Below are 21,190 nucleotides of genomic sequence, written 5' to 3' on the forward strand. Positions count from 1 at the left end.
CGGATCTACTTCGCGGCAGCTGCGTTGTCGGCAGCCTTCACGATGCCGGGAACTACGTTATCCAGTGCCCATTCGATGGACAGCGGCGAAGCCGCGGAGATCGCCAGTGTTGCTTCATCGGTGCCTGGCAGTGCCACGGCATCGTTCTTCGCGGCAGGGATCTGGCCGTAGAGCGGCTGGCCCTTGACGACGTCTTCCATGGTGTTGTCCGCAACAGCCGAGGCGAAGACGATGTCCGAATCCCACTCGTTGACCTTTTCCGGGGAAACAGTGAAGAAGAAGGTGTCCTTGGCGGCGTTCTTCTGCACGTACTCGGCCTGGGTCATGCCCAGTGCGCTCAGGAAGCGCGGGCGGGTGTCGCCTTCGGAGTAGACGTAGGCGGTATCCGGCGCCGAGAGGTCAGCTGCGATGAAGGTGGTGTCCTTCAGCGCTGGGTTGTCTTCGCCGACCTTGGCCAGCTTGCCTTCGATCTCTTCGATCAGGGCGTCGGCTTCTTCTTCCTTGCCCAGCATCTGGCCGGCAACTTCGGTGACCTGTTCCCAGCTGGTCAGGTAGTTAGGCTCGATGGGGCCAACGACCGGAGCGATTTCCTGCAGCTTCTCGTACTGCTCCTTCTTCAACCCCGAGTATGGAGCGAAGATGACCTGGGGCTTGCTGGCGGCGATGCCGGTGTAGTCGATGTCATCGCCCACCTTGTACTGCACGGGCGCCTTCTCGGAGCCGATGGAAGCGCCCTGCTCTTCCAGAGCGGCGTCCTTCCATGCGGTGGAGTTGTTCTCGTTCATGCCGTAGGTGTCGGTGTCCATGCCGACCGGCACGGTATCCAGAGCCAGCAGGGTATCTGCGTTGACCCACGAGATGGTCGCAATGCGTTCCGGGACTTTTTCGATCGTGGTTTCACCATAGATGTTCTCGATGGTGACCGGAGTGAAGTCTTCTGCGGCCTTGGCTGAAGTGTCAGCCGACGGATCCGCTGAGTTGCTCGACGCGCCGCAGGCGGTCAGGCCCAAGGCGAGGATGGCAGTTGAAGCGGCGAAAATTCCGGCGCGACGTGAATTTTTCATGGGTCGGTGATTCCAGACTATGCGAGGTTCTGTCAACGTTTTGTTTAGCTAGGTTAGGCAAGCCTATCCGGGCCGTATGCCACGATACGCGTTTCTCTGCGCATTACGCAACACGAAACGTCCCTAATCACCGACCCTGAAGTGACCCTAACCAAATCGGGCGGTTTTTTCGGTGGGCTGACCAGAGACTTTATTCTCTAGTTGCTAGCAGCTTCCGCGGATCAGCCACCAAAATTGCTCCCCGCACCAGCAGCAAGCCGAGTAACACGGAGACAATTACCGTGATGACCGTCAGCGGCTTGAGCAGGATGGCGGCCCCGGCCAGGGGCAGCACGAGCACCGTGGAGGCGATGGCGAAACCGATCGAGGCAGCCAGCGCCGGGATCATGATCGACTTGGTGCGCGCGGCGTTCATCGTTTCGTAGGGCATGCCCAACCGGTTCAGCCCGCGATACAGCTCAGCGCGATCCAGGGTACTGGCGCTTTGGGAGATCGCCGCCGAAGCGGCCACGCAGATGAAGCTGATCGCCAAGGTCACCAGCACGCCGGTGGTGACATCGGCGGGCACATGCTCCAGCCAGGTGCCCTGATCGAGTTCGCTTCCGGTCAGCTCCATCAAGGCGGCCCCGCTGCCGCCCACCACAGCGACGAACGAAGCCATGGCAACCCCGGATACCTGGCGCCAGGATTCGGCAGGGCTTTCCAGGATCATGCGGGCTGCCAGCAGCTCTTGCGGAGTTCTGGCCTTGCGCAGCTTGGCCTTGCCCACCTTCGCCACCAGATACGGACCGACCAGGTTCATCACCAGCAAGCCGAAGCCGAAACCGCCAACCACCACTGCGATGATCGCGGCGATGGACTGCACGAATTGGCCCATGTTGGAGAACACCATGTACAGCACCAGAATGCCGGCAAGCGTGATCACCGCGCGCAGCCAGCTGGGGGTGGGCACCGTGCTGCGGGTTGCCACCGCCAACGGGGTGATCACCAATTTGCGCAAGCCGGCAGCTGCACTGCCTGCCGAGAGGAGCACGACAGCGACTACTGCTATCGCCAGCACCCACAGCGGCAAATAGATGGCCGAACCGATCGGCGCACCTTGGAACGGAATCAGCGAAGCCAATGGTGCGGCCAGGAGGTAGAGTACGATTCCGGCGAGTGCGCCGGCCAACGCCGTGCCGGCGGCTTGCAGCACGGCCACGAGGCCGATCTGCGCCCCGGTCGCGCCGAGCAAGCGCAAGGACGACAGGGCGCGGTCATTTGACCGCGCGGAGAGCCGGGCAGCGGCCGATCCCAGCACCAGCAATGGGACCACCAGCAGCACTACGGCGAACGCTGCCAATGGCAGGTACATGCCTTGGGCCGCGGATTCGAAACTGGTAAAGGAGTAGGCGCCTCCCAGCACGATCAGCAGGATCGCACTGACCATGGCGTAGGCGCTGGCGGTCAGGACCAGTGGCGCCAGCCGGGACTTCGCCGGCCGGCCAAGCATCCATGACAGGTGCAGGATATTCACTTCTGGGCACCGCCATCCACGGTGGCCGATGGGTGCAGGCTGTCGCTGATCAGCTGGCCGTCCTGCAGTTGCACTACACGGTCGCAGCGCGCGGCGACATTGGGATCATGGGTCACCATCACCAGGGATTTTCCGGCACCGACCGTGCACTGCAGCAAGATCTCCAGCACTTCGAAGCCCGTGGTTGAATCCAGCGCGCCGGTAGGTTCATCGGCAAAGACCACCATCGCCCCGGTGACCTGCGCGCGGGCAATGGCTACTCGTTGCTGCTGCCCGCCGGAGAGCTGGCCGATGCGGCGTTGCTCCATTCCTGCCAGACCCAGTTCTGCCAAGGCGGCCCCGGCACTGGAAATGGCGGTGTTGCGTGGCACCCCGTTGATCATCAAGGCCATGGCCACGTTCTCTTCGGCAGTGAGCTCGGGAATCAGCAGTCCGGATTGGAAGACGAAGCCGAAGGATTCACGGCGCAGCCTGGTGCGCGCCTTATCCTTGAGCCCTTGGATATCCACCGGTGCTCGGCCCGGGATGTTCAGCATGATGCTGCCGGCGTCGGGAAGTTCAATACCGGCCAAGGCGTGCAGCAGCGTGGATTTTCCGGAACCCGAGGGGCCCATGATGGCAAGGGACTGGCCCAGTGAAATCTGCAGATCGACGCCGTTCAGTGCAGTGGTGGAACCGAAGCTGCGGTAGAGTCCGTGAGCGGCGAGTACGGGAGGTTGGCCAAGGGAATTTTCAAGCATGACCCAATGTTTTCAACAAATGGCACCCGCGCACATCAGCGCAGGGTTCCAAGTAGCCTCCGGCCAGGCTCATCCCCCGGTAGGAGCAGCCGGCAGCTAGTTCACGACGACAGCAGGAGCAGTAGCCAACAGATGAAGCTGGAACTGTATACGCAACCATTCTGCGCACCGTGCGTGCGCACGCGGCTGGCTGTCGCCCGCGTGCAGGAACTGCTGCCCGCGTTGGAGGTCGAGGAGATCAATGTCGTGGAGCAGGTGGAGCGCGGCGAGGAAATGGGAATCACCAGCACCCCGGTCATTCGGCTATTGCAGGAAGGCACGGAGAAATTCCGTGCCAGCCAGACACCGACTATCAATCAGCTGTTGAGCGCTATCGCTGAAGCCAGCGACTAGTCTCACGCCAGCTCGAAGCCCAAGGTGCACGGTTCTTGCCCATTCATGGGGAAGAATAGGTCAAGTGATTACTGTGCCCGGCGTCCAACATGAATGCTTCGAACGTGTTCTAGCCGACTCTTCCAACCGCATTGAGTGGCTCCGCGCACGGGCCCAGGGCATCACCGCAACGGACGTGGCCAAGTTGTCCACCGAGAAGTCCATCAAGAACGCCGCATGGGACAAGCTATACGGCAATGGCTTCTCCGGCAATCCCTACACCGATCACGGGCGCAAGCGCGAACCGGTCATCGCTGCCTGGGTCCAAGAGAATTTCAATATTTTCCCCTCCTCCCAGCTCTTCCACTCGCAGCATTCGAGACTCCATCTGGCGACTCCCGATGGCTTGGGTTTCGATGCATCGGGAGTTCCGGTTTTGGCTGAAATCAAGACCACCAACAAGCCCTTCAAGAAGATCCCCAAGAGCTACCTGCGCCAGGTGCTCTGGCAGCAGCATGTGATCGGGGCCGAACGCACGTTGTTCGTTTGGGAAGAGCACGATAATTTCGTGCCGGTGCGCGCGGTTCCCGAATACCTTTGGGTGGAACGCGACGATGATTTGATCCAGGATCTCATTGGCAAGGCCGAGTCGCTCATATCCGCATTGCGCGAAGCGACGGCCCGCCAGGAGCGCTACAACGACTACGGACCCGCTGCGTTGCGGCTCTAAGTCCCCGGAAACGGCAAAAGCCGCTGATCCCAGTTCACAGTACTGGGATCAGCGGCTTCCGTTATGCCGCTAGACCGGGTTGCTTGGAATCATCCGGGGATCCGGCAGGCAATCAGGGTAGTTTTCCACCAGCTCGGCCAGCAGCTTCTCCCGAAGCATATTGCGCAGGTTCCACAGGTCCCCGGCGTTGCGCGCGGATAAATAAATGGTCACTGTTTGCAAGCCGTTTTGCGCGTCGGTCACGAGCAGCTCATTGTCCCGGCCATCCCACCAGTCGGAGGCTTCAAGCAGTTCGCTGCTGCGCTGGCGCAGGTAGGAAATCGGCGCATTGAGCTTCAGCTGCAGTGCTACGTTTCCGGAGATCTCCGTGCTGCGCCGCGACCAGTTCTCAAACGGCGTCGTGGTGAAGTAGGTCGATGGCAGGATCATCCGGCGCCCGTCGATCAGGTGCACCACGACGTAGGAGAGGGTGATCTCCTCTACCGTGCCGCGTTCCCCCTCGACTACCACCGTGTCGTCCACGCGAATCGAGTCGGTAAAGGCCACTTGCAAGCCGGCAAATACGTTCGCCAAGGTTGACTGCACGGCCAGGCCAACGACCACCGAAGCCAGGCCAGCCGAGGCCAACAGGCCGGCGCCCAGCGCCCTGACTTGCTCGATCGTCAGCAGCACCGCGGCGATTGCAATGATGCAGAGCACCGCAACCAGTACCCGTCGCATCAGGCCGACCTGCGTCTGGACCTTGGCCAGCCTGCGCCCTGGACCGAATCTCACCTCGAAGCGTGCCATCATGCCGGTCTCAATCACGCGCACCAGCTTGATGATGAACCAGGTGAGGAAGAAGACCAGAATGATCAGGATGGCGAACTGCCAGGGGTTGTACCAAGTGCGTTCTCGATAGAAGACCGCGAAGGCCGACTTGGCAATAATCGAGGTAACCAGGCCGAAGAACGGGAATCTGGTGGCTTTCACGTCGGCTTCGTCCACGCCGATCCGGCGCAGCACGCGGCGGGAAACGCCGCTGAAAACAAACGCCAGGATTGCGGCTACGAGCGCACCGATGAGCAGGACAACCCAAAATTGCAACGATTCGGGGAGGAAGCTTGAGGCTGTAATGACTTCCTCGACGGTTTCGCCGATGGGTTCAACGGGGGTAGGTGACATGTTTAAAGCATGTCATATGGCGCTAAATAAATGCTGTGTGGAACCTGCCTTCCGCCCTACGGCCCGGGAGTTCTCCGGCTCCATTGCAGAAGCGTCTCAGAGTGGTTCCAATTCTTTTCTGCCCTTGCGCTTGCCGCATTCCAGGCCTTTAGTTGACTCACTGGCAGTCCGCTCTGCCTGCGGGCGCAAACCAAGAGAGACGGTGATCCATATGCGCCACGGAAAAATTGGAATCGTTCTAGGCACGGTGGCGGCAGCCTTGCTCGTGGTGACGCCCGCTTCCGCGGCGGCCCCCGCTCCGGCCGCCCTCGCGTCTGCTTCCTGCCCAACGGTTTATTGGGGATCCTTGGCCAAAACCAGCTCCTTGTCCACGCATTCCGCAGTGGAAAATCTTCGGACCGGACGGCACCTGTGCTTTGACCGGTTGGTCATCGATCTCGCAGGACCAGCTGCCAGCCATTCAGCCAGGTATGTCAGCGAACTGACCGGAATCGGTTCCGGCCTGCAGGTGGACACCACTGGCGGTGCCAACCTGGAAATCCTGGTGCAGGCCCCGGCAACCGAGGATTTCAACCCGGGCGCCGAAGTGAAGAATCTGGGCTACACGACGTTCCGCCAATTGGTGTGGCTGGGCAGCTTTGAAGGCCAAACCAAAGTGGGGCTCTCGACCAGGGCACGGCTGCCCATGCGCGTGTTCGCACTGCCTGGACCTGGCGACGGTTCACGCTTGGTCATCGATGTTGCGCACCATTGGTAAAGAAGGTTCATTTCCTTGATGCGTTCGCAACTTTTTGCGTGACGTACCACGTAACACCGGGTCAACCTGCTGATTAATGTGCCACCATGCTAAGTATGTCGCGCACATTCTCTTATCAGCAGGTTGATGTCTTTGCACCCACTGCTTTCAACGGCAATGGCCTGGGAGTCGTGTTCAATGCCGACAGCCTGAGCGATGACCAGATGCAGCACTTTGCGCAGTGGATGAATCTTGCGGAAACTGTATTCTTCGTCGAGCCCACTGATGAGGAAGCGGACTACGCCATTCGCATTTTCACCCCGAGCACCGAGCTGCCCTTTGCTGGCCATCCGACGCTGGGCGCGGCTCATGCTTGGCTGGAGTCCGGTGGCGAGGCTGGTCCCGCAGGCCATCTGATCCAGCAATGCGGTGCCGGGCTGATTCCGGTGCGTGTGGAACGGGAAAGCAGCGACCGCCACTCGCGGCGCTTGGCCTTCCTCGCACCCCCGCTGACCAGGTCGGGCCCTTTGGAACCAGATGTCCTGCAATGGGCGATTGCCGGGCTGGGCATTCGCGAAGAAGACGTGGTGGACCACCAGTGGCTGGTCAACGGTCCGCATCCTGCGGGCCTGGTGGTGCGTGACGCCGATATCGTGCTGGGCATCGAACCTGACTATGAGGCGCTGCAGGGATTGGAAGTAGGCGTCATCGGCCCCTACACCGCAGCCAGCGTTTCGCAGAGCGTGTGGCAACCGCGCGGATCGGTCATGCCGCGCGTTTCCGGTACCCGCGAAGAGCTGCGTCCGCTGGACTTCTCTGATTTTGAGCGTTCCGAAGAGCGCTTCCGCAATGTGGTGCTGCAGCCTCCGGCGGACTATGAGGTCCGTGCCTTCATTCCCGGCGAGGCTGTTCCGGAAGACCCTGCCACCGGTTCGCTGAATGCTGCGTTCGGCATCTGGCTGACGCAGACCGGTTATGCACCCCAGCGCTATACCGTGCGCCAGGGCACGCGTTTGGGCCGCGAAGCGATCTTGCATATTGAAGCTACCGAAAAAGGCGTCTGGGTCAGTGGCGATGTCGCCACCCGCATCTCGGGCGATGTGAGTTTCGACTGATTTCCTATGCATAGTTTCGCTATCCGTTCCGCACGGGGCTGATAGGGACTAGCCTTGACCAGTGCCTGAAACTGCGAATCCCGAAACACACTTCGACAAGAAAGCCGCCTGGCGTGCCCTCTGGGCACTGGTCATCGGCTTCTTCATGATCCTGCTGGACACCACGATCGTGTCCACCGCAATGCCCTCCATCATGACGTCGCTGGACGCCGATATCTCCAGCATCTTGTGGGTCAACAGCGCGTACCTGCTCACCTTCGCGGTGCCGCTGCTGGTCACCGGGCGCCTCGGTGACCGCTTCGGTCCGCGCAATATCTACCTCATCGGCATGGTGGTCTTCTCGCTGGCCTCGCTGTGGTGCGGCTTGTCCGATTCCCTCGGCTCGCTGGTGGCGGCGCGCGCCGTCCAGGGCCTTGGCGCTTCGATGATTTCCCCTCAGGCGATGACGCTCATTACCCGCCTCTTCCCTTATCAGCACCGCGGTGCAGCCATGGGCCTATGGGGTGCAGTGGCGGGCATCGCTTCGCTGATCGGTCCGATTGCCGGCGGTCTGCTGGTGGACTCCATCGGCTGGGAATGGATCTTCTTCATCAACTTGCCCATCGCGGTAGTCAGCTTGACCATGGTCTTCAAATTCGTGCCAGCCCTTGAATCCCAAGCGCATTCCTTCGACTGGTTCGGCGTCATCCTTTCGGCTTTAGCCATGTTCTGCTTGGTCTTCGGCATCCAGGAAGGCGATGCCACCAATTGGGAACCATTCATTGGCCCGCTGAATTCGTGGCATCTGATTATCATCGGCGCGGTGCTGATGGGAGCCTTCATCTGGTGGCAGTCCAAGACCACGTCTGAACCGCTGGTTCCGCTTCGATTGTTCAAGGTCCGCAATTTCTCCTTGGCCAATGTCGCGATCACCTTCATGGGCCTGACCATCGCGACCATCGCCTTGCCGATGGTGTTCTTCTTGCAGAATGTCCGCGGCCTGACTCCCACCGAATCCGCGTTGATGATTTCTCCGATGGCTTTCGTGGCGATCTTCCTCGCGCCGCAGCTGGGAAAGAAGGTCAATCAGCTCAGCCCGCGGATCTTGGCCGTGCCCGGGTTCTTCCTGTTTGGCGGTGCCACGGTGGTCTACGCCTTCATGATGCACGCCGATATCCCGCTGTGGATGCTGCTGATTCCTTCAGCGGTTCAAGGCATCGGTTCAGCCATGATCTGGCCATCGCTATCGCTGGCAGCCACCAAGGACTTGACCGCGCGTGATGCGGGTGCCGGTTCAGGGATTTACAACACCACCCGGCAAATCGGTTCAGTGCTTGGTTCTGCGCTGATCGCGGTGATGATGGATGCCCGCATTTCGGCACAGATCGCGCAGGCAGATTCCAAGGATCCTGCGGTGATCATGGAAGCCACGTCTGTTGGCCTGGGACAGGCACTGATGCTGCCAGGCTTCATCGGCGTGGCTGCTGTCCTCGTTGTAGCGTTCCTCAGCGATGGCAAGAAGGCGCAGCGCCACTAGCCAGAGGCAGCTCTTAACGAAGCCAGCGCCTGGTCCAGGACTCGAAAGTCGCTGGATCAGGCGCTGGCTTCGTGGTCGCTAGACCTTGTCTTCAGGTTCTTCGTTGCTATCGCCGTTCTTGAATTCATCGACCTTCTCGCCGATTTTTTCTTGGGCGTCCGCTGCGAAGTTCTTCACGTTCTCGGTAGCGTCGCCTGCGAAATCCTTCGCGTTTTCGACTGCCTCGCCCAGCTTCTTCTTTGCATCATCTAAGAAACCCATTGGTTCTCCTCTTAGCTTGTAGTTCAAATGTGGCCGCTGAAAACCGCAGTCTCCAAGATCAACTTACGGCTTGCCGAACGTTTTGCTCAAACGATTCCGTCCGCTTATTTTGCTTTCTTGATCTTCTTGGCGCCCTTGCGGCCAAGAATCAATGCCACAGCGATACCTGCCAGCCATACGTCCTTGGCCAGGGCGGTGCCATCCGCGGTTGGGCGGATGCCGTCGGATTCTGTCATGCCCGGAGTGCGCAGGTAGGAAGCCAGCAGCACACCGGAGAATGCGCCCAGGCCTAAGCCGGCCAGCCGCGATGGGATCAGCGGCAGCAGCAAGGCGCTACCCAGCGAGATCTCGCCGATGGATACGGCCTTGCCGAAAACTGCCGGTTCCAGCTCGGCCAGCTGAGGCACGCCGTTGGCTGCCATCTGCTGCAGGCCTGCGGCGCTGGCTTCATCGATGCGCAACTTGTTGATGCCGCTGTTGAGAATGAACGCACCACTGACCAAACGTAGCGCGGCGTTTGCAATCGAGATTCCCATGGGCCCTCACTTCTCTTTCATTTCGTCCAAGAATGGCGTTCCTGCATGGAACGCCCTGATGTTCAGCGTAGTCATGGGCGCAGTAGTTCACAATCATTTGCGCGGCGCGCATAGCTGAACCCAAGAATTTCCCAGCTTGAATCGTGCTAAATTCGTGAATCATGATCGCTTCTTCCGCAGTACCCCCAGCAGCCCTTGATCTACTCATTACCCAGGGCTTCGATGCCACCAGCGTCGACGAGCTGGCAGCTGCCGCTGGCATTTCCCGTTCCACTTTCTTCCGCCGTTTCGGGTCGAAAGAGAATATGGTCTTCGCCGACCAGGAAATGATCATTACACACGTCGAGACCACGCTGGCCGCCTCGTCGGTTGATGCAATCACTACGCTCATCGATGCCGCGCATGTGGTTTTCGATCAGTACACGGTCAACCCCGAAGGTGCCCAGCTGCGCCACAAGCTGCTCTCCTCGGTGCCGTCGCTGCGAGAGCGCGAGCTGGTCTCCACTCACCGTTACGAACGGGCGTTTTACGGGTTCCTGAACCGTCGCGATTTGGCAAAGAGCGCCACGGAGAAGTCGCTGTGCCTGGGCGTTAGCGCTGGCCTGGTTGCGATCCACAACGATCATTTGCGCAGCTGGCTGAAAGACGCGCATAGCACGGACCGCACTAAGCTGGCGAACGATGTGCGCCAGTTCCTGAACCGCTTCGCAGATCTGCTCGACCCCGGACAGGCAGCGGCTGCCCCCAAGCCGGCGGCCCCCAGCGTGGTGGTTTCCGTGCTGGATGCCGGCGCCGATGAGCAGGCGATTCTCCAGGCCGTCTCCCGCGCGCTCAAAGAGCACGGAAAATAATCGATTCCACCCAACTTCTGAAACCAAGTTTCTTGACATGGCACTGCGTTCCACTAGTCTAGGAGTGAAGCTTTTTTCACCGTAGCTATTAGGAGCATCTGAAATGTCCCAGCTGGAGACCGGTTTTGAATTTCCCGCCGGCGTTGTCGAACCCGAATACGACCTGTGGTCCGGAGACGTCAATATCGATCCGACCGGAATCTTCGCCGAAGTAGGCGAAGCGGACAACGCGTGGCGAGCCAAGGCCCGCGCATTCATCCTCGACGAGGTCAAGGACGACATCCACGAGTACTGGGACAAGGCCGACTACCCGCTGCATCTGCTCAAGAAGCTCGGCGATGCGGATCTGCTGCGCGATGGCCTGAACCTGGAAGGCTACGAGGAAATGAGCCCGCTGGCTGCCGGCTTGGTCAACATGGAAATGGCCCGTGGCGACGGTTCGGTCTCCACCATTGTTGGCGTCCAGGGCGGTCTGGCTCTGCGCTCCGTGCTGTACTGCGGCAATGCCCAGCAGATCCAGAAGTACGCCATCCCCATGCTGCGCGGCGAACTTCCAGGCGCTTTCGCGCTGACTGAACCAACTCACGGTTCCGATTCGGTTTCGCTGGAAACCCGTGCCACCAAGGTCGAGGGTGGATACCGCCTGAGCGGTGAAAAGAAATGGATCGGCAACGGCTCGGTCGGCGGCGTGAGCATCGTTTGGGCCCGCGACGACGAGGGCAAGGTCCGCGGATTCATCGTGCACCAGGATGCCGAAGGCTACAAGGCCACCACCATCGAAAACAAGCTCTCCCTGCGCGCTATCTGGCAGGCGCATATCCGCATGGAGAACGTCTTCGTTCCGGACCACGATGTGATGCCCGAAGCCAAGAGCTTCAAGGACACCTCACGGGTCCTGTTCGCCACCCGGCTGGGTGTCGCCTGGTCTGCCGTGGGCCACGCGACCGCTTGCTACGAGTCGGCCGTGAGCTACGCCAAGCAGCGCGTGCAGTTCGGGCGTCCGCTGGCCGCCAGCCAGATCGTCCAGGAGCGCCTGGCCCGCATGCAGTCCGAACTGGCTACTATCCAGGTTCTGGTCATGCAGGCGACCAAGCGCGAAACTTCCGGTGAGCTGACCGGCCCGCAGGCGTCGCTGGCCAAGTACACCGCTACGCGCACCGCACGCGCCATCGCAGCGAACGCCCGCGACCTGCTCGGCGGCAACGGCATCCTGACCAGCAACCGCGTGGCCCGCCATTTCGCCGATGTGGAAGCAATCCACACCTATGAAGGCACCGAAACCGTGCAGGCCTTGATCATGGGCCGCGACATCACCGGCTTCTCAGCGTTCGCCTAGAATCTGGGCGCCGGAAAGAACGCCGGGACCTGGCTCGTTCTTCCGGGCCCCGGCCCCGGCGTGCTTTTGCCTACTGCCGGCCCAATCGGTTCTTGGTCTTTGCCGTTGCCACGTGGTCCCATGGATTCTCCGGCCAAGGATGCTTCGGGTAGCGCCCGCGCATTTCAGACCGCACCTGGGCATAGGGCCCATTGAAGAAGCTGACCAGGTCATCGGTCACCGCCAGCGGCCTGCCACCGGGTGAAAGCAAGTGGAACTGGACGGCAAGCTTGCCCTTGACCAGCCGCGGCGACTCATCGAGCCCGAAGCATTCTTGCAATTTCACGGCGACGACCGCTGGACCGGTTTCACCGACCTCGGGATAGGCCACGGAAATCCTTGATCCCGAAGGCACCTGGAGCCGTTCGGGCACCAGCGAATCAAAATCATGGGCATGCTCCCACGGCAGCAAGGTCCGCAATGCCGAATACAGGTCAACCTTGGCAGCGTTCTTGCCGGCGGCTACCTGCCGCAAGACCGGCTGCAGCCAGTTGCCCGCCGAGGCAATCAGGGCCTGGTCATCCACCGCGGCAAAGGGTTCGCCCAGCAGGCGATGGGCCACGGCCATCCGCCGGCGCAAGGCATCAAACTTTTCATGGGTGCCGAAGAAGGCTATCCCCTGCGTAGCTATGGCGCTGGCAACAGCCTGCATGCCCAGCTCTGCGGTGGCCTTGACCGGATGGGCCGCCAGCTCGATCTCGCCAAAGCTCTCGATCTGGCGAGCGGTGATCCTGCCGTCAACCAGCTCCGCCACTTCGCGCTTCTGGTGCATCTGCGGCAACAGGTCGACGGCAGTGCCAAGTTCGATGCCAACGGCCCGTCGGATCACCGCCTTGGATCCGGCACGGGAGACCTCGGCGACCGCAAGAAATTCCTCATGCATCAGCTGGCTGCCGCGCGGCAAGGTTGCCCGGGTCCCCGAAGCCAACAGGTATTCCTCCGGGCCGACCTTGCGCGCAATCCATTGCGGGTAGGCCAAAGCGCACACGCCTGCCAGGGCCGCAGCTGCCGGTGCAGGCTGCCGCCCGGTGCGGTTTTCCGCACTGCCCAGAAGCTTTTCCAGGCGCTGCGCTTCATGCTTCCAGGCACGGTGCGCCGGATGCGAACTCCGGCGCACCGCGGCAAGCAATTCATTCAGGTCCGCACTGGCAATGCGTTCCGAGCTGGCCAGCAATGCGACAGCATCCGAGGCAGCCCGGGTGCCGAAAATCCGGCTGCCTTCGAGCAACGCGCGGGCGGCACGCGGGTCTGCTGGAACCTTCATCATCTGCTCGCCCAGGGCGGTGATCTGCCCGGTGCCGTCAACCGCGTCCAGGCTGCGCAGGATCTGCTCGTCGCTGGCCATGGCGCTAGCCGGCGGCGCTTCCCACATGGCCAGCCCCTCGCCACGCGGGGTCCCCCATGCCGCGAGCGACAAGCCGGCGGCGACCAGGTCGCCGGTGCGGATTTCCGGTGTGGAGTGCGCCGGGGCGGCGGCAAAGGACTTGGGGTCCAAGGTCCGCACCACCTTGCCCGGCCCGAGTCGTCCTGCCCGGCCCGCCCGCTGGGTGGCCGCGGAACGGCTGGCCACCACGGTCATCAACCCCGAGAAACCACGCGAGCTGTCTCGGCGCGGCTCGCGGGCGTAGCCGGCGTCCACCACCAGATGCACGCGCGGCACGGTCACCGACGATTCGGCAATGGAGGTGGAGACGATGATCCGCGGGGCGCTGCCAGCCTCCGGCTCACTGAGGATCCGGTCTTGTTCCTTGGAAGAGATCTGCGAGTGCAAGGCCAGGGCTTGCACTCCGGAGGCAGCAATCTGCGAGCAGACGCGGTCGACTTCCCGTACCCCGGGGACGAACACCAAGGTGTCCACCGGGGTTGCGCTTGCTGCGTTGGCTTCCGCGCTGTGGCGTACCGCGACGGCGGCAACGTGGCGCAGGTAGTCATCATTCAGTCCGCGTTCGGTATTCCGGATTCCGGCGAAGCTGTCAAAAGCTTCTTGCACGGCATACTGCGCGGTGTGGGCGCTGAGCACTGGAGCGGCATGGCCACGGGCCAGCAGCGCCGAGAGTTCCCCGGCGTGCAAGGTGGCACTCATCAGGATCAGCGACAGGTCATCACGCAATTCGCTGACCTGGTTGGCCATCGCCAGCAACAAATCCGTATCGATCGACCGCTCGTGGACCTCATCAATGATCACCGCGCTCACACCGGCAAGATCCGGATCGGCCAGCAACCTGCGCAGCATCAGGCCTGCGGTCACGAATTCCACGCGGGTCTGCGCCGAAGACTGCCGTTCCCCGCGCACGGCGAAGCCAACGCTCTTCCCCAGAACCGATCCATCAAGCTGGGCGAGGCGACGGGCAGCAGCCCGGGCAGCGACACGACGTGGCTGGGTCACGATGATCTTGCCAGCCAGTCCTGCCTGGTCCAGGGCGTTGGCTACCGTGGGTGGAACTATCGTCGTCTTGCCGGATCCCGGTGGCGCCTGGATCACCAACGGCTGGGCAGGATTAGCCGCCAAGGATTCATGGAGTTCCTCCCTGCTGGAACCGAAAGCCAGCCCTGAAGCAATCCTGTTCAGGTCGAAGCGGGCCGAACTCATGCTTGGCGTCCAGCCCAGAAGGACTCGATGGCCTTGACCACAGGCTCAATCGGGAACAGGGTGCTGCCGTGGGTTCGCCCCGGCAAGGCCACCATGCGCGCATTGGGCAAGGTGCGGACCATGATCTTGTTCTGGTCGAAGCGCGGCTGGTCCCGGGTGCCGATCAGCAGCAAGGTCGGGATTCTGATCTTGCCCAGCTCGGACAGATTGATGTTCTGCAGGGTCTCGGCGGCCTCGTAGTAGGCAGCCAGGGCCAGCGGGTCGTTGGACTTGAAGGCCATGCGGGTAGCTGGATCCAGGCGTCCATTCTTTTCCTGCCCGGTGACGAATCCTTCGATGTCGCCATTGCGCAGGACCTCGAGGTAGCCGGGGAAGAAGAGCTTCCCGATTTCGCCGGGGGTAATTTCGTAGGTGCCGCCGAGCATGATCAGCGAGATCACCTCCTCTGGGTGGTGCATGGCCAGGTGGAGCCCGGTGCGTGCGCCAAAAGAGTAGCCGACAATGTGAATACGTCCGATGCCCAGGTGATCCATCACCGCGCGGATATCGCCGGCCACCTTGTCCATGGTGTAGTCGGCTACGTCATGGGATTTGGCTGACTTGCCATGCCCTCGCAGGTCCATGCGGATGGTTCGGTGTCCCTGGCCCAACGCCTTGGTGTAGCCGAGCCCTCTCCAGATGGACCGGGACAGGGCGGAGCCATGGAGGAAGAGAATCGGCTCCCCGGCAGCCCCGTCATCGTCAAAGAAGATTTCGGAACCATCTGCGGGATTATTGATCATCGGCATGCCTTCGATTAAATCCTGTATTGACGGTGAAGGCGAAATCAGTGTTGGCCGCCGCCCTCGACATCCGCGGCTAATAGGTGAACACTGAAGACACAGGGTCCAGCCATCCGCAGGGGGTGGCCCACGGAAGTTGGGAGGAAGATCATGCCTGAACAATCAGCTGCTGGGCAGCCCGGTGGCGCTGAAGAGGAAAAGCTGCGACTGGCCGCAGAAGAAAAGAAGCGCCATGACGAGCACGATGAAGCTCTCGTCGAAGAGTGGGAAGACGAGTCATTCCCGGCTTCGGATCCGCCCTCGAATTATTAGCAAAAGCCTTTTCCCAAGAGACCGCACACCTCGCATTCAGCTACTTTCAAGTTTCAGCTCCTAGTGTGGTTATTACCTTCTCAAGGTGCGAGTGATCTAGATGAACCGATCCGCACAGGCGTTACCTCCTTGGCCTGGCGGGTCGGTTCATCACTTAATCCAAATCCACGAAACCTTTACGCACACAGCGGATTCACCTTTGCGCTATTTATTTAGTTCAGGCTCTGGCCTATTGTGGAAAATGACGTCAAATCGATTTCTGCTCGCCAGCGCTTGACCTGGCAGAAAGGTGCCTCGTGGAATACGAACGCCTCCCGTCCATCCCGGAACTGCACCGTCCCTACACTGCTGCCGCAGACCGCTATGAGCACTTCGGCTACCGCCGCGTTGGCGACTCCGGCCTGCGCCTGCCCCCGCTGTCCCTGGGACTGTGGTGGAATTTCGGCGATAACCGTCCATTCGATTCCCAGCGCGAGATCCTGCGCCACGCTTTCGATAACGGCATCAACCACTTCGATCTGGCCAACAACTACGGTCCTCCGGCAGGTTCAGCCGAAGAGAACTTCGGCCGCATGTTGGAAAAGGACTTCAAGCCCTACCGCAACGAACTGGTCATCTCATCCAAGGCCGGCTACGACATGTGGCCAGGCCCGCACGGCACCTTCGGCTCGCGCAAGTACCTGCTGGCCTCCTGCGAAGCCTCGCTGAAGAAGATGAATCTGGACTACGTGGACATCTTCTATTCGCACCGTTTCGATCCGAAGACTCCCCTGGAAGAAACCATCGGCGCTTTGGATACCCTGGTTCGCCAGGGCAAGGCCACCTATGTGGGCATCTCCTCGTACTCGGCAGAACGCACCGCCGAGGCTGCCGCAATCGCCAAGGACCTGGGAACCCCGCTGGTAATCCATCAGCCGTCGTACAACATCCTGAACCCCTGGGTAGAGCACGGCCTGCTGCAAACCCTGAAAAAGGAACGCATGGGCACCATTGCTTTCACCCCGCTGGCCCAGGGCCTGCTCACCGATAAGTACCTGGAAACCACTGATGTGGTTCGCCAAGGCGGACGCCGTTCGCTCGAAGCCCAGCTGACCGATCAGAACCTGGCCAAGGTCCGCAGCCTGAACGAGGTTGCGCAGGCACGCGGGCAGTCGCTGGCGCAGATGGCCCTGGCCTGGCTGCTGCGCGATGGCGCGGCAACCTCGGTATTGATCGGCGCCTCGTCCACCAAGCAGCTCGACGAGAACTTGGGTGCGCTGGACAACCTTGCGTTCTCCGAGGCGGAATTGGCCCAGATTGCCAAGATCGCCCAGGGCGATGCCGGAATCGACTGGTGGCGTTCTTCCGCTATCGGCTAGTAATCCACTGATCACACGGGTAATACCTGTGTTCTTGAGCCGCGGTTTCCAAGACAAGTCTTGGAAACCGCGGCTTTTTCATTCGCTTCCGTCTGCAACTTCTGCTCAAGCCAAATACCTGCTGTTCCTTGGTGGCTGAATGTTGTTTCTGCGGATAAGCTCGGAGTAGACGCAATATGAAGTGAATTACATTCATTTATTGCGTGGAGTCCGCTAGCGTTAGATCCACACGGCTTACGCTGACCACTTTTGTGCATACGACAGGAGCATTGATGAGCGCCCCAACCTACAAGGTCTTGAACCCGGCAACCGGTGAAGTCGTCGAGGAATTAGCCGCGGCCACCGATGAGCAAGTCGAACAGGCGCTGGCTGCCGCGCAGAGCGCCTACGAATCATGGCAGGACGTTGACATCAACGAACGCGCCAAGATTGTTTCCAAGGTAGGCACGCTCTTCGCCGAGCGCGCGGCAGAACTCGGCAGGATCATGACCACCGAAATGGGCAAGCCATTGTCCGAGGCCGTGGGCGAAGCTGAATTCTGCCAGGAGATCTTCGAGTACTTCGCCACCGAGGGACCAGCCTTGGCAGCGGACCAGGAGATCAAGTCCTTCTCCGGCGGCAAGGCCGTCGTTCAAAAGCGACCGGTTGGCCCGCTGCTGGGCATCATGCCGTGGAACTTCCCGCTGTACCAGGTAGCGCGCTTCGCGGCACCTAACCTGATGCTGGGCAACACCATCATCTTGAAGCATGCCGAGTCCTGCCCGCGTTCAGCACTGGCCATCCAGGAAATCATGGATGAGGCTGGAGTACCGGCCGGCGTCTACAACAACCTCTTCGCCACCCACGACCAGATCTCCACCATCATCGCCGATTCCAGGATCCAGGGTGTTTCCTTGACCGGCTCGGAGCGCGCTGGCGCCATTATTGGCGAGCAGGCCGGCCGCAACCTGAAGAAGGCCGTGCTGGAGCTGGGCGGCTCGGATCCATTTGTTGTCCTGGACTCCGATGACGTACCGGGCATCGTGGATACCGCTTGGGGCTACCGCATCGACAACACCGGCCAGGCCTGCAACTCGAACAAGCGCATGATCGTCATGGAAGACATCTATGACGAGTTCGTTTCCGAACTGACCAAGCGTGCCGAAGGCCTGCAGCCTGGCGACCCGATGGCGGAAGCCGAAGGCACCTTCGCTCCGCTGTCCTCCCGCAAGGCGGCAGAGTCCCTGCACGAGCAGGTCCAGGACGCCGTGGCCAAGGGCGCTACCCTGCACGCCGGCGGCGTGCTGCACGACGGCCCTTCGGCCTACTACTCCCCTGCGGTGCTCACCGGCATCACCAAGGAGATGCGTGCCTACTACGAGGAGCTCTTCGGCCCGGTAGCAGTGGTCTACAAGGTATCCAGCGACGAGGAAGCGACCGAGCTGGCCAACGACACCATTTACGGCCTGGGCGGTTCGGTGCACTCCACCGACGTCGAGCGTGCCTCCAGGGTGGCTCAGAAGCTGCAGTCCGGCATGACCAACGTGAATGCAGCCAGCGCAGAGGGTGCAGAAATGCCATTTGGCGGCGTGAAGCGTTCGGGCTTCGGCCGCGAGCTTGGCCCGCTGGGCATGGACGAATTCGTGAACAAGCGCCTGTTCTACGTAGGCGAATAATCTGGATAGGCCCGCAACGGCTGCCTGAACTAAGAGATACATAAATTTAGGGGCGAACCAAAACGGTTCGCCCCTAAGTTTATTTTCTAGCGCTTCTTCTCCTAGGCGTTGGAAGAGACTTTCTCGCCTGATCCCACGCCAACTTCGTTCTGTTCGGAGACCGTCAGCGACGGCTTCTTCGCACGGAACCGACCCCTCCACAACGCTGAGAACCAGCGCTGAATCGTCAACCAGGTCGCGCTAGACACCAGCACAGCGTCTGCGGAAGCCATAATTCCTGAGAAGAAAGGCAGGCCCATAACAACTGCGATGCCGATATGCATCCCAAGAATAGTAATCAGCGCAATTCTCCGGCTGATCTTATGGAACAGCATGAATGGGAATGCAATTTGAGCAAGCACTGTCACATAGGTGATCAAGGCAACGATCCACGAATTCGTAGTGATCAAATCACTAAGCCAAGGGAAGACACCATACGCCTCGGAACTAACCGGGTAGTACATAGCTGTACCGTTTTGCCAAAGTGTGCCTTGAACCTTGTACAGCCCAGCTTCAAGATAGACAATACAAAGTTGGGCTACGACCAGGCATAGCGCAAGGTTGTGCAGCACCGTAACGGCTTCGAATTCTTTCTTCGTTTTCCCCGCGCGTTTACGTAGCCAAGAATCGACAGACCAGTGCTTGGACAAGTCAGCAAAAATCAGATAGATCAGCATGATACGGATGAAATAATTTCCGCCATCCGAAACCGGCGTATTCTGTGCGTTAATCGCCGTATAAAAAATGAAGAAGAGCGGCGTGACGAATCTAGTTTGCCAACCAACTACAAATGCGATTGCCAACACGATGGCCATCACGTACCAAAAGACGAAGAACCCGAGACCCGCGTCACGCAGAATATCCAAAGGCCACTGGTACCCAAGTACAGAACGGTAGGGTTCAAGGTACTCGGAACCAGGTCCCCAGATCTTAGCTGCGACTGGTATGTTGGCAATTAACCAACCCAGAATGAAGAGTCCCGACGCCATGCGCATGACTGCAAGACCGTATGGTGCATGCCGGTTTTCGGTAAACCACCCGTAGACCCAGTTGAGTGCTTTGGGGACGAAATCGCGATTCTTAGAAATCCATTCGCTGATCGAAGGAGCACTGCTTGTTTCACGTTTCAGCTCCATACCGACACCGCCGCTTGACTAAATTCCTTGGTATCTCGCCATCCGATGTAGGTTTCGCGAGGTTTTGTTGTTGCGTTCTCATCGCTCCGCTGAGCGAACGGAACAATTGGTTCACGTCGGAGCTTAATTTCCACCATTGATGCTCCGCCCCACTGTTCTATTGCGTAGAGTGACGCGAATCCGACGGCCGTATCTTCCATACGTTTATAGGCTCGAAGATTGCTCAATTCTGTTGCAGAATACTTCTCGCGGGCCTCCGCTGAGTTGAGTTCCACACCAAAAACGGGCGTTCCCTGAATAAAGGGTCTAGAGATTTCCGCTCGAGAATCCGCAGTCAAATCCGAAGCCGCACTCCATAGCCGTCCGTGAATAGATTTGGATTGTTTTGTCTCACGATTGGCAAACATGTTGCCGGCACGGCTTTCCATTTCTTCGGCCGTAACGTCGCGCCACTCTGAGAATTTCGCACCATGTTGGCTACCCTTGGCACAAATTTCCGCGCTAGAAAGACATACACGCATTGTGAAATATTCATCTTGCGAATAGGGCCCAGGAGCAAAAAGGCTCCAGCCTTGATCTAACGGCCCTAGAAAATACTTGTTCAATTCGGGCTGTAATGATGACTTGACGGGTGTTGAAGGACCCGTGAACGCCAATGTGGCTCCGATATGCCCTAACGCGGCTACACCCGCAATTAAAAGCACCAACACTGTAAACAGCTTGGGCTTAGTTTTCTGTTGCCTCATCAGGCTATTGTCTCCAAATTCTTCGACACCCGGGAATTGTTGCAAAGACTACTTGAAAGCGAAATGGGAGGGGCATCGTTTAGATGCCCCTCCTATTTCAAATTACTGCAGTTCGACTATGCTGAACGCTTTCGCGCGAAGACAGCCACACCAGCTCCGAGCAGTACAAGTGCTAGTGCACCTGCACTGATCCAGAGGGCTCCGTTAGAACCGGTATCCGCAAGGCGATCCTTCTTGGAGTCATCCTTCTGGGATCCCTTAGAGTCATCCGACTTAGAGTCCGAGTTATCCGAGGTGTTTGCATCCGTGTTGGCACCGGCGTTCGCATCAGCGTTATCCGCAGTGTTCGCATCGGTGTTCGCATCGGTGTTCGCATCGGTGTTCGCATCGGTGTTCGCATCAGCGTTATCCGCAGTGTTCGCATCGGTGTTCGCATCAGCGTTATCCGCAGTGTTCGCATCGGTGTTCGCATCAGCGTTATCCGCAGTGTTCGCATCGGTGTTCGCATCAGCGTTATCCGCAGTGTTCGCATCGGTGTTCGCATCAGCGTTATCCGCAGTGTTCGCATCGGTGTTCGCATCAGCGTTATCCGCAGT

Annotated in this window: 21 protein-coding genes; 10 read left to right on the top strand and 11 right to left on the bottom strand. The window is 59.9% G+C overall.

What is annotated here, in order from left to right:
• Positions 1–5 precede the first annotated feature (5 nt).
• The 3 genes from ACIQTS_RS11650 to ACIQTS_RS11660 form a co-directional block, all read right to left on the bottom strand.
• Positions 6–1,064, bottom strand: a complete 1,059-nt coding sequence (locus tag ACIQTS_RS11650; RefSeq protein WP_365943124.1) for an ABC transporter substrate-binding protein — start codon at positions 1,062–1,064, stop codon at positions 6–8.
• A gap of 190 nt (positions 1,065–1,254) precedes the next feature.
• Entirely contained in the window at positions 1,255–2,580 is a 1,326-nt protein-coding gene (locus ACIQTS_RS11655) for an FtsX-like permease family protein (RefSeq protein ID WP_332595053.1), read from the bottom strand.
• A complete protein-coding gene (locus tag ACIQTS_RS11660) occupies positions 2,577–3,320 on the bottom strand; it encodes an ABC transporter ATP-binding protein (RefSeq protein WP_365943122.1) in 744 nt (247 codons plus the stop codon). Before ACIQTS_RS11660 ends, ACIQTS_RS11655 begins: the two co-directional genes overlap by 4 nt.
• A gap of 132 nt (positions 3,321–3,452) precedes the next feature.
• Between ACIQTS_RS11660 and ACIQTS_RS11665 the strand changes: the two genes are divergently transcribed.
• Together ACIQTS_RS11665 and ACIQTS_RS11670 are read left to right on the top strand one after the other, a co-directional pair.
• Positions 3,453–3,713, top strand: a complete 261-nt coding sequence (locus ACIQTS_RS11665) for a thioredoxin (RefSeq protein ID WP_105659091.1) — start codon at positions 3,453–3,455, stop codon at positions 3,711–3,713.
• A 64-nt stretch (positions 3,714–3,777) separates the two neighbouring features.
• Positions 3,778–4,422, top strand: coding sequence for a YqaJ viral recombinase family protein (locus ACIQTS_RS11670; protein ID WP_286134416.1), 645 nt, complete (start codon positions 3,778–3,780; stop codon positions 4,420–4,422).
• 69 nt (positions 4,423–4,491) lie between these two features.
• Here the strand turns inward: ACIQTS_RS11670 and ACIQTS_RS11675 are convergent, their stop codons facing one another.
• Positions 4,492–5,586, bottom strand: coding sequence for a mechanosensitive ion channel domain-containing protein (locus ACIQTS_RS11675; protein ID WP_365943121.1), 1,095 nt, complete (start codon positions 5,584–5,586; stop codon positions 4,492–4,494).
• A gap of 382 nt (positions 5,587–5,968) precedes the next feature.
• Here ACIQTS_RS11675 and ACIQTS_RS11680 point away from each other — a divergent pair, with 382 nt between their 5' ends.
• The 3 genes from ACIQTS_RS11680 to ACIQTS_RS11690 all read left to right on the top strand — a co-directional run bounded on the left by ACIQTS_RS11680 (position 5,969) and on the right by ACIQTS_RS11690 (position 8,953).
• Positions 5,969–6,343 (top strand): hypothetical protein, encoded by a 375-nt coding sequence (locus ACIQTS_RS11680; protein WP_332489112.1) that lies wholly within the window; start codon positions 5,969–5,971, stop codon positions 6,341–6,343.
• A gap of 95 nt (positions 6,344–6,438) precedes the next feature.
• Positions 6,439–7,437 (top strand): PhzF family phenazine biosynthesis protein, encoded by a 999-nt coding sequence (locus tag ACIQTS_RS11685; protein WP_402473471.1) that lies wholly within the window; start codon positions 6,439–6,441, stop codon positions 7,435–7,437.
• Positions 7,438–7,498: 61 nt separating this feature from the next.
• On the top strand, positions 7,499–8,953 hold the full coding sequence (locus ACIQTS_RS11690; protein ID WP_105659094.1) for a DHA2 family efflux MFS transporter permease subunit: 1,455 nt from the start codon (positions 7,499–7,501) through the stop codon (positions 8,951–8,953).
• A gap of 78 nt (positions 8,954–9,031) precedes the next feature.
• Here ACIQTS_RS11690 and ACIQTS_RS11695 read toward each other — a convergent pair whose 3' ends face one another.
• Together ACIQTS_RS11695 and ACIQTS_RS11700 are read right to left on the bottom strand one after the other, a co-directional pair.
• A complete protein-coding gene (locus tag ACIQTS_RS11695) occupies positions 9,032–9,214 on the bottom strand; it encodes a hypothetical protein (RefSeq protein ID WP_105662724.1) in 183 nt (60 codons plus the stop codon).
• A gap of 104 nt (positions 9,215–9,318) precedes the next feature.
• Positions 9,319–9,750, bottom strand: a complete 432-nt coding sequence (locus ACIQTS_RS11700; protein WP_105659096.1) for a DoxX family membrane protein — start codon at positions 9,748–9,750, stop codon at positions 9,319–9,321.
• Between the two features lie 161 nt (positions 9,751–9,911).
• Between ACIQTS_RS11700 and ACIQTS_RS11705 the strand changes: the two genes are divergently transcribed.
• Positions 9,912–10,601: a TetR family transcriptional regulator gene (locus tag ACIQTS_RS11705; protein WP_332730863.1), complete on the top strand. Its 690-nt coding sequence runs from the start codon at positions 9,912–9,914 to the stop codon at positions 10,599–10,601.
• A 103-nt stretch (positions 10,602–10,704) separates the two neighbouring features.
• Positions 10,705–11,937 carry an acyl-CoA dehydrogenase family protein gene (locus ACIQTS_RS11710; RefSeq protein WP_365943118.1) on the top strand — a complete coding sequence of 411 codons (1,233 nt, stop codon included), beginning with the start codon at positions 10,705–10,707 and terminating at the stop codon, positions 11,935–11,937.
• Positions 11,938–12,007: 70 nt separating this feature from the next.
• On the opposite strand, the gene hrpB is transcribed toward ACIQTS_RS11710, so the two are convergent.
• Both hrpB and ACIQTS_RS11720 read right to left on the bottom strand, forming a co-directional pair.
• On the bottom strand, positions 12,008–14,566 hold the full coding sequence (hrpB, locus tag ACIQTS_RS11715) for an ATP-dependent helicase HrpB (RefSeq protein WP_402473474.1): 2,559 nt from the start codon (positions 14,564–14,566) through the stop codon (positions 12,008–12,010).
• Positions 14,563–15,348: an alpha/beta fold hydrolase gene (locus tag ACIQTS_RS11720; protein ID WP_402473476.1), complete on the bottom strand. Its 786-nt coding sequence runs from the start codon at positions 15,346–15,348 to the stop codon at positions 14,563–14,565. The genes hrpB and ACIQTS_RS11720 overlap by 4 nt, the downstream gene beginning before the upstream one ends.
• 150 nt (positions 15,349–15,498) lie before the next feature.
• On the opposite strand from ACIQTS_RS11720, the gene ACIQTS_RS11725 reads away from it, so the two are divergent.
• The 3 genes from ACIQTS_RS11725 to ACIQTS_RS11735 all read left to right on the top strand — a co-directional run bounded on the left by ACIQTS_RS11725 (position 15,499) and on the right by ACIQTS_RS11735 (position 18,673).
• The gene (locus ACIQTS_RS11725; RefSeq protein WP_166650864.1) at positions 15,499–15,660 is read left to right on the top strand and encodes a hypothetical protein; all 162 of its coding nucleotides are present in this window, start codon (positions 15,499–15,501) and stop codon (positions 15,658–15,660) included.
• A gap of 296 nt (positions 15,661–15,956) precedes the next feature.
• A complete protein-coding gene (gene mgrA, locus ACIQTS_RS11730) occupies positions 15,957–17,018 on the top strand; it encodes an L-glyceraldehyde 3-phosphate reductase (protein WP_402473479.1) in 1,062 nt (353 codons plus the stop codon).
• Positions 17,019–17,290: 272 nt separating this feature from the next.
• Positions 17,291–18,673: an NAD-dependent succinate-semialdehyde dehydrogenase gene (locus ACIQTS_RS11735; protein ID WP_402473481.1), complete on the top strand. Its 1,383-nt coding sequence runs from the start codon at positions 17,291–17,293 to the stop codon at positions 18,671–18,673.
• Positions 18,674–18,774: 101 nt separating this feature from the next.
• Here ACIQTS_RS11735 and ACIQTS_RS11740 read toward each other — a convergent pair whose 3' ends face one another.
• From ACIQTS_RS11740 to ACIQTS_RS11750, 3 genes are all read right to left on the bottom strand, one after another.
• Positions 18,775–19,848, bottom strand: coding sequence for an HTTM domain-containing protein (locus ACIQTS_RS11740; protein ID WP_402473482.1), 1,074 nt, complete (start codon positions 19,846–19,848; stop codon positions 18,775–18,777).
• Entirely contained in the window at positions 19,839–20,594 is a 756-nt protein-coding gene (locus tag ACIQTS_RS11745; protein WP_402473483.1) for a DUF5819 family protein, read from the bottom strand. Before ACIQTS_RS11745 ends, ACIQTS_RS11740 begins: the two co-directional genes overlap by 10 nt.
• Positions 20,595–20,710: 116 nt before the next feature.
• Positions 20,711–21,190: LPXTG cell wall anchor domain-containing protein (locus ACIQTS_RS11750; protein ID WP_402473484.1), on the bottom strand; the 480-nt coding region annotated here is incomplete at its 5' end.

Origin of the sequence: Glutamicibacter sp. NPDC090743, assembly GCF_044769125.1 — a bacterium.
Lineage (GTDB): Bacteria > Actinomycetota > Actinomycetes > Actinomycetales > Micrococcaceae > Glutamicibacter.